13 protein-coding genes are annotated in these 14,570 nt (G+C 61.5%); all 13 read right to left on the reverse strand.

From position 1 onward, the window contains the following. Positions 1–22 precede the first annotated feature (22 nt). Entirely contained in the window at positions 23–1,783 is a 1,761-nt protein-coding gene (locus ABM428_RS11185) for a calcium-binding protein (RefSeq protein ID WP_353627941.1), read from the reverse strand. Positions 1,784–1,926: 143 nt separating this feature from the next. Next, positions 1,927–3,612: a chloride channel protein gene (locus tag ABM428_RS11190; RefSeq protein WP_005854103.1), complete on the reverse strand. Its 1,686-nt coding sequence runs from the start codon at positions 3,610–3,612 to the stop codon at positions 1,927–1,929. A gap of 79 nt (positions 3,613–3,691) precedes the next feature. Continuing rightward, the gene (gene recN, locus ABM428_RS11195) at positions 3,692–5,353 is read right to left on the reverse strand and encodes a DNA repair protein RecN (protein WP_353627942.1); all 1,662 of its coding nucleotides are present in this window, start codon (positions 5,351–5,353) and stop codon (positions 3,692–3,694) included. 38 nt (positions 5,354–5,391) lie between these two features. Beyond that, positions 5,392–6,264 carry an outer membrane protein assembly factor BamD gene (locus ABM428_RS11200; RefSeq protein WP_005854107.1) on the reverse strand — a complete coding sequence of 291 codons (873 nt, stop codon included), beginning with the start codon at positions 6,262–6,264 and terminating at the stop codon, positions 5,392–5,394. Positions 6,265–6,475: 211 nt separating this feature from the next. Further along, positions 6,476–7,399 (reverse strand): UDP-3-O-acyl-N-acetylglucosamine deacetylase, encoded by a 924-nt coding sequence (lpxC, locus tag ABM428_RS11205; protein ID WP_037945053.1) that lies wholly within the window; start codon positions 7,397–7,399, stop codon positions 6,476–6,478. 349 nt (positions 7,400–7,748) lie between these two features. Then, positions 7,749–9,389: a cell division protein FtsZ gene (gene ftsZ, locus ABM428_RS11210; protein ID WP_037953765.1), complete on the reverse strand. Its 1,641-nt coding sequence runs from the start codon at positions 9,387–9,389 to the stop codon at positions 7,749–7,751. 172 nt (positions 9,390–9,561) lie between these two features. After that, on the reverse strand, positions 9,562–10,896 hold the full coding sequence (gene ftsA, locus ABM428_RS11215; RefSeq protein WP_037944512.1) for a cell division protein FtsA: 1,335 nt from the start codon (positions 10,894–10,896) through the stop codon (positions 9,562–9,564). Positions 10,897–10,900: 4 nt separating this feature from the next. After that, entirely contained in the window at positions 10,901–11,788 is an 888-nt protein-coding gene (locus ABM428_RS11220; RefSeq protein WP_005854115.1) for a cell division protein FtsQ/DivIB, read from the reverse strand. Beyond that, a complete protein-coding gene (locus tag ABM428_RS11225; RefSeq protein ID WP_353627943.1) occupies positions 11,776–12,696 on the reverse strand; it encodes a D-alanine--D-alanine ligase in 921 nt (306 codons plus the stop codon). Before ABM428_RS11225 ends, ABM428_RS11220 begins: the two co-directional genes overlap by 13 nt. An 89-nt stretch (positions 12,697–12,785) precedes the next feature. Then, on the reverse strand, positions 12,786–13,715 hold the full coding sequence (murB, locus tag ABM428_RS11230) for a UDP-N-acetylmuramate dehydrogenase (protein WP_373276846.1): 930 nt from the start codon (positions 13,713–13,715) through the stop codon (positions 12,786–12,788). Positions 13,716–13,783: 68 nt separating this feature from the next. Continuing rightward, entirely contained in the window at positions 13,784–14,065 is a 282-nt protein-coding gene (locus ABM428_RS11235; RefSeq protein ID WP_009824920.1) for a hypothetical protein, read from the reverse strand. Then, positions 14,062–14,322, reverse strand: a complete 261-nt coding sequence (locus ABM428_RS11240) for a DUF2484 family protein (protein ID WP_037944515.1) — start codon at positions 14,320–14,322, stop codon at positions 14,062–14,064. Before ABM428_RS11240 ends, ABM428_RS11235 begins: the two co-directional genes overlap by 4 nt. Beyond that, entirely contained in the window at positions 14,319–14,570 is a 252-nt protein-coding gene (locus tag ABM428_RS11245; protein ID WP_289082251.1) for a DUF2484 family protein, read from the reverse strand. Before ABM428_RS11245 ends, ABM428_RS11240 begins: the two co-directional genes overlap by 4 nt.

The raw sequence follows: 14,570 nt of genomic DNA on the forward strand, positions 1-14,570 counted from the left end.
CAAAGGGGGGCTGCGGCCCCTCTTATGCGTTCAGCAGCCAGCTTGTGTCCGCGCTGAGATCGGCGGCGCTGGTGTTTTGCACGATCACCACGACATTGCCGTTGACCACAAGTTCACTGTCGGTGCCATTGGCCGCGGCGCGGATTTCGAACATCCCGTCACCGGGGGCAAATTGAGCAGGCGAGCCTTGGGTTTCCTGCAGGTACAGCCCGTCTTCGGCGAGATTAAAGTCGGTCACGATGACCGGGGCTTTGCCCACTTGATCATAGCCGATGGCATTGATCACATCGGCCCCTTCGCCCCCTGTCACAGTATCGCCGTCGTTGGCGCTGATGGTGTCGTTGCCATCGCCCCCCAGCACGACGTCTGCCATCGTATCGGTATCGCCCGACACATTGCCGTTGAGGTTGAAGTCGAACGCGCGGATCACATCGTCACCGGCACCGCCGTCAATACTGTCGGTCCCCAGCCCCGAGATCAAAAAGTCATTCCCCGCCCCGCCGTTCAACGTGTCGTCGCCCATACCGCCGAACAGCGCGTCATTGCCAGCGTCGCCATCAATCAGGTCGTCGCCCCTGTTGCCCGCCAGCTTGTCCGGCCCCTCGCCGCCTGACAGCGTGTCATTGCCGGGGCCCGCGTTGATCGTATCGGCACCTGCGTCGCCAGACAGCGCATCATTGCCACTGCCGCCGTTGATCAGATCGCTTTGGGTGCCGCCGCTGATCACATCGTCGCCGCCATTGCCATTCAGCGTGTCGTTCAACCCGCCCCCCATCAACGTGTCATTCCCGGTGTTGCCGTTCAGCAGGTCGTTGCCGCCCTGCCCGTCGAGCATATCATCGCCCGCCAACCCGCTCAGCGTATCGCTGCCAACCCCGCCCATCAGGGTGTCATTGCCCTGCCCGCCACTGAGCCCGTCGTTGCCTTCGTTGCCCATCAGGATGTCGTCGCCGTCGTTCCCTTCGATGTAGTCAAAGCCTTCGCCACCGCTTAGCGTGTCATTGCCGCGCCCCCCCAGCACGGTATCCGCGCCAAAGTTGCCCATGGCGTCGTCATCGCCCGACCCGCCGTTGACCAGATCGTTGTTGGTGCCACCGCGCAGCACGTCATCGCCGGAACCGCCAAAGAGCGTGTCCATCAGCCCGCCGCCCAAAAGCGTATCATTATCGGCCCCGCCATCCAGATTGTCGGACCCGAGCCCGCCCACGAGGGAATCCGCGCCGCCAAAACCGCCAAGGCTATCGTCGCCGCTGCCGCCGATCAGGGTGTCATTATCGGCACCGCCATCAAGCGTATCGCTGCCGTTGTTCCCATTGAGCAGATCATCACCCAGACCACCGCGCAGCATATCGCTGCCCTGCCCGCCGGACAGGTCATCGGTGCCCCCGAAGCCTGAAAGACTGTCGGCACCGTTCCCGCCCAGCAATGTGTCGGCACCCGGCCCGCCGTTGACGGTATCGCGACCCTCTTCGCCATTGCCAAGATTGTCGCCACCGCCAAGGTTCAGCAGGTCATTGCCCGCGCCACCCTGCACCGTGTCATCGCCGCCAAAGCCGTTTACCGTGTCGTCACCGCCAAACGCGTCGATGTCATCATCCGCGCCCGTGCCCGTGACCAGATCAGGGCCGTTGGTGCCCTGCTGCGTGGCGATCTGCGGGTCTGTCACCTCGGGCTCTACCACGTCTTGCATGTCGTCATTGGTATCGTCGTCATCGCTGCTGCTATCAATCAATCCCGCAAATCCCAAAAGCGCGAGCACTGGTAGTAAAGTCAATCCAAGCATGTTCAAATCCCCCTAAGCTATACCCAGAGTGTAGCTTACGCTGAGGAACGCAAGAAAGACAAATTACCGCCGCATTTCAGACACATTTCAATATTTAGGACAGTTCAGCCCCGCTGCGTCTACTGTCGCGTATGAAGCGACAATCAGGAGTGTTCCTCGGCCGCTGTCTCGGCCAGGGCGCGGTTATAGGCCTTAAGCGCATCCACATGGAACAGCGCGCCCAGCAGTTCGGGCGGCGATTCGGGCTTGAGCGTGACCACGGGAATAAACGCCGCGCCGGTCTGCTCGAAAATCGGCATCGCGGCCTCTAGCGTGGCGGTACCGTCGATATAGGTACCCTCGCCGATCAGATCCCAGCAGGTTTCTTCGTTCGCAGCGCGCAGGTCGTCGGGGCGGCGCATGATGCGGCCGACCATGAACATGCCCAGCAGATAGGCCTGAGGGCCGGCGGCTAGATGGATACCACGGCGTTCCATCTGCGTCAGGAAAAAGCTGCGGTGCACCAGACGCGAGGCAAGCGCGGTCGACATGCTCACAGCAACCATCACCGCCAGACCCGTCTGCCAGTCTCCGGTCAGTTCGAATACAATCAAGGTGGTAGAGATCGGCGCCCCCAGAACGGCAGCTGCCACCGCGCCCATGCCCGCCAGCGCATAAAGCGACGTGGCCCCCGACATCGTGGGAAAGACGCCCGTGGCGATCAAGCCGAAGGCCAGCCCCGTCAGCGCCCCCAACATCAGCGAGGGCGAAAACACCCCGCCGCCCATCCGCCCGCCAAGGGTGATCGACACCGCGATGATCTTGAGCACGGCAAAGACAACGGCTTCGTGCAGGATCATATCACCGCTTAACGCACGGGTTGTCGTCTCGTAACCGACGCCGATGATATGCGGGAACCACAGCGCAATCACGCCAAGGATTGCCCCTGCCACGGCAGGGCGCAAGTAACGCGGCAGCTTGCTGCGGGCCTGTATGAAGTTGCCGAAATCCTCGGCCCAGAAGATACCGCGCATCAGAAAGACCGCCACCACACCGCAGGTCAGACCCAGCAGCAGGAAGGCGGGCAGCTCGGCATAGAAGGACATATCGCCCACGGTGGGCAGGGCAAATTCGGTCAGCCCGCCGAATTCCAACCGGTTGATCACAGTGCCGGCGGCCGACGCGATCACGATGGGGGCAAAGGCGTGCACCGCAAAGTGGCGCAACACGATCTCGAGCGCGAAAAGCGCGCCTGCGATCGGGGCATTAAAGCTGGCAGAGACGGCCGCCGCAACGGCGCAGCCCAGCAGGTCACGACCGGTAATACCGCTGGCATTGATCCGGCGGCTCACCAGGGTCGAGATCACGCCCGCAAGGTGGACCACCGGCCCTTCTCGCCCTGACGATCCGCCGGTGCTCAGCGTGATCAGCGACGCCAGCGCCGACGCAATACCAGCCCGTGTTTCCACCCGACCTTCGTGCAATGCCGCGCCAAGGATCACATCGCCGACGCTGCGCACACGGGCGTCTCGGGTGAAATTATGCAAGATCAGCCCCACGGTCAGCCCGCCGATGGTAGGGATCAGAACAACCCAATACCAATCAAGGCTTCCGATAAAACTATGCAGGTGCTGCACATCTTCGGTGCCGTAAAGAAACGCCTGTAATGCGTTGATCCCTTTGCGAAAAAACAGCGCAGCAAAGCCTGCCGAGATGCCGATTGCAAGCGCGATGAACCAGAAGGTGACCTTGCCCGGCCCTTTTTCACGCAACACATCCCAACCCAAACGCGCATGGTTGCACAACGTGTCATACTGCTGGTTCAGAAAGGGGCGCGGTTTCAAAGGCATGGCGGCTTTGCTGTCAGGGTTTACCCATGTCTAGGACAGAGCCGCCTGCGTTAAAACCCCTGCAATCAAGACTGTGCCGCTAGCTGGCGAATTCTTCGCCCAAAAGCTCGCGCGCGGCGGCGCGTGCGGCCTCGGTAATCGTATCCCCAGCCAGCATCCGCGCGACCTCGTCCACGCGTTCCGGCGCTGACAGTGGCGTGACGGTCGATAGGGTCATGCCCTTGGACACGGTCTTGGACACGCGCCAGTGATGCGCGCCCAAAGCGGCAACCTGGGGGGAGTGGGTGACAACAAGCACCTGCCCGCCCTGCGACAGCGCCGCCAGACGACGCCCCACCGCATCGGCAGTCGCACCGCCGACACCCCGGTCGATTTCGTCAAAGATCATCGTCAGGCCGGTTTGCCCCTTGGCCAGACAGACCTTAAGCGCGAGCAGAAAGCGGCTTAGCTCCCCGCCCGATGCGATCTTGCCCAGAGGGCCCGCAGGCGCGCCGGGATTGGTGGCCACGGTAAAGGACACTGCATCGCGGCCTTCCGGTCCGGGCGTTTCCTCGGTGATCTGCGTGGCAAAAACCGCGCGCTCCATCTTGAGCGGAGCAAGCTCTGCCGCGACGGCCTTGTCCAACTTGCCCGCTTTCTTGCGGCGCGCGTCGGTCAGGGCGTCGGCTGCGGCATCATAGGCGGCTTGGGCGTCGCGCACGGCTTTCTCCAACCCCGCCTGTGCGGCCTCGCCTGCGTCCAGCGCGTCCAGCTTGCCGCGCAACGTCTCGGCAAAGCCCGCCAGATCATCGGCCAGCACCTCGTGCTTGCGGGCCATGGCGCGGATCGCAAAGAGGCGCTCTTCGGTTTCTTCCAGCTCGATCGGGTTGAACGACATGGTGTCGATGGCGGCGACCACGCCTTCCATCGCCTCGTCCAATTCGACCATCGCACGCGAAAGCGCGGCCATCGGGGCCTCTAGCGCGCCGTCGGCTTTATGGGCCACCCCGTCGAGCCAGCGCAAGGCGTCGCCCAGCTGTGTCTCTGCCCCGCCCTGCCCCATCATCTCGTAGGCGTTGACCACATCGCTGCGGATCTTTTCGGCGCTTTGCATCAGGCGGCGGCGCGCGTCGAGCTGTTCTTCCTCGCCCGCTTGCGGGTCCAGCTTGTCCAGCTCTGCCACGGCGTGGCGCAGGTATTCTTCTTCGGCGGCAATGGCCTCGCGCTCGGCGGCGGCCTGTTTGGCAGCCTTGCGCGCCGCAGCCAAGGCAGACCACGCCTGACGCACCTTGTCGCGCAGCGGGGCGGTGCCCGCGAATTCATCCAGAATGGCACGGTGGCCCTTGGGGTCAAGCAGCCCGCGGTCGTCATGCTGGCCGTGCAATTCGACCAGCGTTTCCGACAGCGCGCGCAGCACCTCGCCCGAGCAGCGGCGGTCATTGACCCAAGCCGTTTTGCGCCCGTCAGACCCGTTGATACGGCGCAAGATCAGCTCTCCCCCGCCGGGCAGGCCCGCCTCTTCCAGCACCACGTGGGCGGCGTGACCTTCGGGCAGGTCGAACCATGCCGTGACCTCGCCCTGAGACGCGCCCTGACGCACCAGATCGGCGCGCCCGCGCCAGCCCAGCACGAACCCGAGACTATCAAGCAAGATCGATTTACCCGCCCCGGTTTCGCCGGTCAGAACGTTCAAACCCGGCTGAAACGCAAGTTCCAGCCGGTCGATGATCAGCATATCCGAAATATCTAGGCCGCGTAGCATGGGTCACTATCCGTGTGGGCCGTCAAAAGGCGCTTGGGTCAGATCCATTCGCCCTTGATCGTTTGGCGGTAGATCGCGGTCAACCAGTTATCGCCGAAGGACTTCATTTCAAGCCCCTGACCGGTCAGCAGCTTATAGCTTGCCTCGTACCATTCGGTGGACTGGTAGTTGTGCCCCAGTATGGCGCCTGCGGTCTGCGCCTCGTCCGTGAGACCCAGCGACAGATACGCCTCTACCAGACGGTGCAGCGCCTCGGCGGTGTGGGTGGTTGTCTGGAAATCCTCGACCACGACGCGGAAGCGGTTGATCGACGCGGTATAGTGTTTGCGGCGCAGATAATAGCGCCCCACTTCCATTTCCTTGCCCGCCAGATGGTCAAACGCCAGGTCGAATTTCAGCACGGAAGACCGCGCATATTCGCTGTCTGGATAATCCTCGATCACGCGACGCAGCGCTTGCAGCGCCTGAAAGGTCAGCCCTTGGTCGCGGCCAACTTCGTCGATCTGGTCATAATAGCTTAGCGCCAGAAGGTAGCTTGCATAGGACGCGTCATCATCATCGGGGAAGAAATCAATATAGCGCTGCGCGGCAGAGCGGCTGTTGGGGTAATCCTGATCCTGATGATAGGCGAAAGCCTGCATGATCAGCGCCCGCTTGGCCCATTCGGAATAGGGGTACAGGCGTTCAATCTCGGAGAAATATTCAGCCGCTTCGGCAGGGCGTTTGCGGTTCAGTTCAAATTCGCCACGCTCGTAAATCTGCTCGGCCGAGTACGTTTCAAGCGGAATTTCCTGAGGGTTGAAGAAGCTGTTGGTCGTCCGACCCGTGTCCTGAGCACCACCGCACGCGCCAAGAACGCCCGCCAAAAGCACCGCACCGACCACCCGCTTGCGCGACATCGTACCCGTCATGCGTTTCACCCTCGCTTTAAACTCTGCGTCACGTTTCACGATACGCCTTTGCCCGTGACTAGCACAAGGTTTCGCGCAACAAAACGACCATTCGGCAGTCCCCTGCAAGGGCGGCTGTCGACGGGCCAAATCGTAAACAAAGGATTACCCAAGCCCCACCGGAGTTTCAACCGTCGTTAACGCCCTGCCCTGCGACATCGCGTTACCGCTTTCAGGCAACGGCGGGGATTTCGTCCCACTCAAGACCAAAGCCGGGCAGCCGCGACGCCATTTGCGCGTCACATTCAACCATGCGCACGGCACCGGGGGTCGCGAACAGCGCCCGCAGCAGCGTGTTGGTCAGGCTGTGGCCGGCGCGCACGCCGGTGTAATGGCCGATCAGCGGTGCACCGGCCAGCGCCAGATCACCCAAAGCATCCAGCATCTTGTGGCGTACGGGTTCGTCCGCGTGGCGCAGACCACCGGGGCTCAGCACTTGGTCGCCGTCAAAGACGACAGCATTTTCACCAGCGTGACCGCCCAATGCCAGACCGTTCGCCTGCATCGCGTCTACATCCGCCTGACGGCAGAAGGTCCGGCTGTCGCAAAGTTCGCGGGCGAAGCTGCCGTTGTTCATGACCAGCGACTTTTCCTGATGGCCAATGGCGGCATCGGCGAAATCGATGACAAAGTCGATCTTCAGGGTGTCTGCCGGTGCGATAGTGGCCGAGGCTTCGCCATCCGTCACGGTGACCGTTTTCAGTACTTCGAAAGCGCGCACAGGGGCCGCAAGAACGCGAACGCCGCGCTGCATGATACCCCGCACGAAGGGCGCGGCAGAGCCGTCGAGGATCGGCACTTCGGGGCCGTCAATCTCGACCAGCGCGTTGTGGATGCCACAACCGGCCAGTGCGGCCATCAGGTGTTCAACAGTAGAGATTTGCAGGCCCGCCGCATTTTCCAGCTTGGTGCAGAGAGGCGAGCGATTCACCGCGTCCCAACGGGCGGGGATCAGGCGATCGCCAACATCCACGTCACTGCGCGAGAACCAGATACCGTGATGCGCGCCAGCCGGACGGATCGTCACAGTTGCAGGACGGCCGGAATGAAGGCCGGTGCCGCTAAAGCTGATCGCTGTCTTAATGGTTGTCTGCACGGTCAATACTCACTGTCCAAAGATCATCTGTCTAAGTTGAACTCTGTCCTAACGGGGCCGTTCCTAATGCTCAATTCAATCATTGCTACCGTCTGAAACATCACTGTCACAATTGGGCGTTAACGTGCGCATACCCCCAATAAGCCATTGTTATATATATATTTCAGGCTCCCGATCGTCCCTGAAATGCCTGCGAAGCGTGAACATATAACAGCAATATTTCAACGAATGTTACTGGCTTGCGTCCATCAATTGCTGCACCGCAGCACGCTTAAAGTTGTGGCGCTAACGAAAAAGACCACCCCTAAGGGTGGCCTTTCGGACGTTTACGAGGACGTCTTAGGTAAGCTTAGTTCGCCTGACGACGCAGGAAGGCGGGGATTTCGATCCGCTCTTGATCTTCGTCCTGAACGTCGCGCGGCTGTGGCGCGGCAGAGGTCGCGCGGGTCTGAACCGGCGGCTGCTGACGTGCGGGACGCTGCTGCTGTGTTTCCGCCTCACCGTGACCGGTCATGCGGTTGATCAACGAGTTGATGCCAAAGCGCTTCTCGCCCTGCTCCGCGGCGGGTTGTTGACGCTGCTGCTGCGGCTGCGCTTGTGGCTGACGCTGTTGCTGCTGACTTGGCGACGCTTTTTGCGCGGCGGCGCGCAGACGGGCCAGTGCTTCGGGCGATGGGGTGCCGGGTGCAGGGGCGCGTGGCGCGACAAACGCCTCTTGCTCTTGCGCGTCGACATTCACCTCTTCGCGGCGCGGCTGGAAGGACGCAACCTCGGGACGGTAGGCGGGGGGGGGCAGATCATCTGCGTCCGACGCTTCGTCTTCATAGGATGTGTCAGAGAAACCGCTGTGGTTGACCGCGGCTTCTTCCTTGAACAGCTGCTGCTGTGGCTCTTCTTCGTACTCGGCCTGTGCGGCAACGGGTGCAGGTGCTTCGGCGGCTGGGGCTTGTTCAACCTCTGGCGCTTTGGCAGGCAATGGCTGCGACATGGAACGGCGCGGCACGGGCATCTCGGTGTTGACGTCAACCGCATCGATCCCAGTGGCAACAACGCTCACGCGCATCACGCCACCCAGTTCGGTGTCGAGCGTGGAACCAACAATGATATTCGCGTCTGGGTCGACTTCTTCGCGGATACGGTTCGCCGCTTCGTCCAGTTCGAACAGGGTCAGGTCGTGACCGCCGGTGATGTTGATCAGAACGCCCTTGGCACCGCGCAGGCTGATTTCGTCCAGCAGCGGGTTCGCGATGGCCTTCTCGGCGGCCTGGATGGCGCGATCTTCGCCCTCTGCCTCGCCGGTGCCCATCATCGCTTTGCCCATCTCGTCCATCACGGCGCGCACGTCCGCAAAGTCGAGGTTGATCAGGCCGGGGCGGACCATCAGATCCGTGACGCCTTTGACACCTTGGTACAGCACGTCATCCGCCATGGAGAATGCTTCGGTAAAGGTGGTTTTTTCATTCGCCAGACGGAACAGGTTCTGGTTGGGAATGATGATCAGTGTATCGACGACCTTTTGCAGCGCCTCAATACCGTCTTCAGCCTGACGCATCCGCTTGATGCCTTCAAACTGGAACGGCTTGGTCACAACACCAACGGTCAGAACACCCAGTTCACGCGCAGCCTGCGCGATGATCGGCGCAGCCCCTGTCCCGGTACCCCCGCCCATACCGGCGGTGATAAAGCACATGTGCGCGCCGGCCAGGTGGTCAACAATTTGTTCAATGCTTTCTTCGGCAGCGGCAGCACCGACAGAGGCCCGCGCGCCCGCACCCAGACCTTCGGTCACTTTGATGCCCAGCTGAACGCGGCTTTCCGCTTTGGCTTGCTGCAACGCTTGCGCGTCTGTGTTGGCAACCACGAAATCAACACCGTCGAGCTCTTTCTCGATCATGTTGTTCACGGCGTTGCCGCCTGCCCCGCCAACACCAAACACTGTGATGCGGGGTTTCAGGTCGCCCTGTCCGGGCATTGAAAGATTAAGGGTCATGAGCCATCCGCCTGTATTGTTTAGCTCGCTTACGGAGCATTTTTTGTGCAATCCCCCTTATTGTATAGGGAGAACGCCCATGCGTCACCTAGAAAACACGGTTTTGACACATTATATGGGCGTTTTTTTGCCGGTTTTCTCATGATTTCGACGCGCGCACCGCATCTGGGGGTTACCAGTTGTCGCGGAACCACTTGACAGCGCGCTTCAACGACCGGGATGGGTAGCGGTCGGCGGGAATGTCAAAGTCCCACCACTCGTCTTGCGGGTGCGCGGCGAAAAGCGCCAACCCTACGGCAGAGGCGAAACCCGGACCGGTTGCGGCTTGTGGCAGGCCATGCACGCGCAGCGGGCGGCCCAAACGGACCTGTTGGCCCAAAATCTTGCTTGCCAGACCATCAAGGCCAGGAATCTGACTGCCGCCGCCGGTCAGCACGATCTGCTGGCTTGGCAGGTGGTCAAAGCCCGCGGCATCCAGACGGGCGCGGACTTCTTCCAGAATTTCTTCGACACGGGGGCGCATGATGCCGATCAGCTCGGCGCGGCTCACGGTGCGACGGTCGTGCTCGTAATCACCGGTGTCGCCACCGATATCAATCATCTCGCGGTCGTCCATGCCTGTCGCATGCACCCCGCCATAGAAGGTCTTGATCCGTTCAGCATTGGCCGTCGGCACCTGCAACCCCATAGAGATGTCAGAGGTGATGTGATCCCCGCCCATGCGCACGCTGTCGGCATAGATCATGTGTTTGCGAATGAAGATCGAAACAGAGGTCGACCCGCCGCCAAGATCAATACAGGCGGCGCCAAGTTCCTGCTCGTCCTCGACCAGCGACGAAATCCCCGAAACATAGGCCGAAGACGCAACGCCCGCCAGTTCGAGGTCACAGCGTTTGATGCAATGGGCAAGGTGTTGAACCGCCGCCGCGTCCACGGTCAGCATATGCATATCGACCGACAGGGTATTACCCAATTGACCGCGCGGATCGGACAGGCCCGACCGGTTATCCAGCGCAAAGTTCACCGGCTGGGCATGCAGCACTTCACGGCCCTCGCCGTATTCGGGCACGTCGCAATTGGCCAGAACCTGCGCGACATCCTGCTCGGACACGACCTGCCCTTCCAGATCCAGCGCCGCATCCAGACCGTAGCTGCGCGGTTCAGCCCCCGAGAAACAGGCGATCACGTGATCCACACGGATGTTCGCCATTTTCTGCGCCGCCTGCAGCGCGGTACGCACAGCGCGTTCGGTTTCCTGCATGGCGCAGATCTCGCCAAAGCGGACCCCGCGCGACCGTGTGGTCGCAGCCCCGATCACACGAAAACCGGATTGCCCCGCAAGCGATCCGATCTCGCCCTCCTCAGAGACGCGGCCCGTGCCGTCAAACCGCAGCACCAGGCAGGCGATCTTTGACGTGCCCACATCCAGAATAGCCACCACGCCGCGTTGCATCGCAAGCTTACGCATGTGGCGCATGGATCGCTGACTATCGTATAGGTCCATCATCTTTTCACTGTCCCGAAATCTGCCTGATGCGCCACAATTCTTGTGTGGCGTCCTTGTTCATTTGCACGGTGGGCCGTTGGGCCAACCGCATGTCTACCCGCGCGACGTCGCGGGCCAGCACATCCTGTGCGCCTTCCAGCGCGATCACCCGCTCCAGCGCCTGAACGGCCTGGGTTTCGGGCAGCAAGATACGCTGTTCACGGTCAAGAACGACGTCCCATCGCCGCTCTCCCATGCGTACCAAACCGCGCAACCGCTCCCCCAACGGAGCCGCCGTGCGGATCAATTCAAGCGCTTCGCTCACGCGCTGGTTCGCCGCCTCGCCTACCACAAGGGGCAGGTCCGTGCGATCGCCTCGCGATGCAAGCTGGCCGATGGGGCTTCCCTCGGCGTCGATCAGCAGCAGCCCGTCCTGGCTGCGCCAAACGGCGACCGGCACCCGTGGCTGTACCGACACCTGCAACACGCCGCCCGGCTTCACCCGCAGCGACGCCTGCTTGACGCCGGGAAGATCGGTGATCGCCTGCCGCAATGCAGGCAGATCAAGATCAAAGGAACTGGTTGGAAATTCGACAGGCACAGCAGCACGCACGTCGGCGGCCAAAACGCCTTCGACACCATCAATCGCCATCAGCTTGACCATGAATTCGGGGCGCTGCTGGATGCTGGTGCGGGCATTGGCATAGACATCGGCCAACTGGCCGCGCCTTGCTTCGTCCGACAGATAGATTGTCCCCGCTGCCAACGCCAAGCAGAACGGCACCCCGACGCGCAGCCCGAAACGGAACGTCGGCGTCAGCATCAAACGCTGCATGCGCCACGCCCAACGTGACGGTGCGGGATCTGCCTTGGCCGGCTTGGCGGGTTTGACGCGTTTGATCAACGATTGCATGACGCGTCCTCGACCATCCAGGCGCAGAGCTCGCCAAAGGAAATGCCAACCGCCTGCGCCTGTTCGGGCGACAGCGACGTGGGGGTCATGCCGGGCTGGGTGTTGGTTTCCAGCAGGAACAGCCCCGCTGCCCCCTTGCTTTCATCCCAACGAAAATCCGTGCGGCTGACACCGCGACAGCCAAGCGCGTTATGCGCCCGCAGGGCGTAATCCATGCAGAGCTCAAAAATCTCGTGCGGGATATCGGCAGGGACCACATGGGTCGACCCGCCCGCCTTGTATTTGGCGTCGTAATCATACCAGCCCGTCGTGTGGATGTCGGTCACAGTCAGCGCACGTTCGCCCATCACGGTGGTGGTCAGTTCGCGACCGGGGATGAATTTCTCGACCATGACCTCGGCAGGCATGGCATCATCCAACTGTGGCGGGCCGTTGTTTTCAATCTCGACAAGGTAAACACCGACGGATGACCCTTCGTTGTTCGGCTTGACCACATAGGGCGGGTCCATCACATGGGATCCCCGCACCGTCGCCGCCGATACGATCAAGCTTTCCACGACAGGCAAACCCGCGGCACGAAAAACTTCCTTGCTGCGCTGTTTGTCCATCGCAAGGGCAGAGGCCAGCACGCCGGAGTGTGTGTAGGGCAGGCCCATCCATTCCAGCAAGCCCTGAACGCAGCCGTCTTCGCCCCAGCGGCCATGTAAACAATTCAGAACGACATCGGGTTGAGCAGCGCCCAGATCGGCACAAAGGTCGGGGCTGCAATCGACCTCGATGACTTCGAAACTCCGGTCCCGCAAAGCCGCTGCGCAGGCGCGCCCTGTTGACAGAGACACCTCGCGTTCCGCCGAGGGGCCACCCAACAATACTGCAACTCTCGGGGGTGTCCTGCTCGACAATCCCACTCAATCTGCCTTTTTAAACGGGCCTGTTGCGACCCTTATTCATTCTGTTCCGGGCCTTTTGTCGGCCCTAAATCATGACGCTCGAACGTTTATTTTTCGCCGATCCGCATAATTTCCCACTCTAGCGTAATCCCGCTGGAATCGTAAACCTTTTTTCGCACCATTTCACCCAATGCTTCAAGGTCTGCTGCCGTCGCGGAACCCGTATTGATCAGGAAGTTGGGGTGTTTCGGGCTCATCTGCGCGCCACCCAAGGTGGCACCGCGCAAACCGGCGTCGTCAATGACCTTCCACGCCTTCAGATCGTGGCGGTCATCCGCCTGCCCCGTGCTGGAAAACCCCGCCGGATTGCGGAACGTCGACCCCGCGCTGCGTTCCTTGGTGGGTTGGGTTTCGTCACGTTTGCGCAGCTGGTCCTCCATCCGCGCGTGCAGCGCTTGCGCCTCGCCTTTGGGGGGCGCGAAACGGGCAGCGGTGATGACATATCCCTCTGGCAAAGCGGTCTGGCGATAGGCAAATTGCAGATCGTCCGGCCCAAGCGTGACCTTTTCGCCTGTGCGGGTGATCGCGTCTGCGCTGATGAAATAATCAGCAGTATAGGCACCATAGCAGCCCGCATTCATCCGTACCGCGCCGCCAATGCTACCCGGGATTGTGCGCAGGAAGGTCAGGTCCAGCCCCGCATCCGCTGCCTTGCGCGCGACATGGGCGTCCAGCGCCGCGGCACCTGCGGTGACGATTCCGTCTTCGCAACTGATGGTGTTGAACCCGCGCCCCAGCCGGATCACCATAGCGCGCAAGCCGCCGTCGCGCACGATCACATTCGACCCGACCCCCATCGGCATGACCACGACATCGGCGGGCAGCGCCTTCATGAAAGCCGCCAGATCATCGGCATCGGCAGGCTGGTAGAAATAGTCAGCAGGGCCGCCCACGCGCAGCCAGGTCAGATCAGCCAAGGCTCGGTTTTGCGTCAGCTTACCGCGCATGTCGGGAAAGGAAATATCTGTCATGCCCATCGCCTAGCCCGCTTTGGGAGGGAGGTCAATTTTCCAGATGTGCCCGAAGCGCGCCATAAACCGCCCAATCAATCAGGTCGGTTCGCCCGCAGCTCGCGCGTGATACGTCCGGCCAGCCATCCTGCAAGAAACGCGCAAACCGCATAGCCCGTGGCAGCGGCTTGCGCCATGAACACCGGACGCTCCAGCGGTTTCGCGCCAAGGCCCCAGATCATCCACGCCCAGTTCAGCGCGAGCCCCGCCAGCAGGACCAGCACAAAGCCGCCATACCGGCGCATCAGACCGCACCAGCCCGCGGCAAGCATCCACACCACGAGGATGCTGATCAGGATCACCAGCGTCAGGTTCACTTTGCGGCATTCCGCACAGCGGCGCCGCGCAGCCAGCGCATCAGATAGATCACCGGCCAGCGCAACACCGAACACCCGCCCGCGAACACCAGCATCCCGACCCAAGGGCCATGCTGCATTGTGACAAACCCCAGGACGGGTATGCCGACGGCAATCAGCACATAGGCGCTGCGCCAATGCTGGTCAGAACTGGGCGTCATGGCCAACACATTGGCAACGACCGCCCAAAAACAGGCAAGAACCAGTGATATACTCATTTTGGAACCTCCGGGTTTTGTCCGCGCAGCTTGGCCAGCAAAAAGCGCAAGGGATTGCGGAACATGGACACAAAGGCAGCAAGAGCAAGCAGGCTATAGAGCCAGCCCACCTGAAGACCGATCAGGATGATCAGCACCGGTGCGACAATCAGCAGGATCACACCGGGAATATATTGCAGACGCATGGGCAGCGTCGCCACCGTGGCCGAGCAAAAGACCCACAGGATGCAAGCCCAAAGCAAGGTCAT

This window comes from Sulfitobacter sp. TCYB15, from assembly GCF_040435955.1.
Classification (GTDB): Bacteria; Pseudomonadota; Alphaproteobacteria; order Rhodobacterales; family Rhodobacteraceae; genus Sulfitobacter; species Sulfitobacter pontiacus.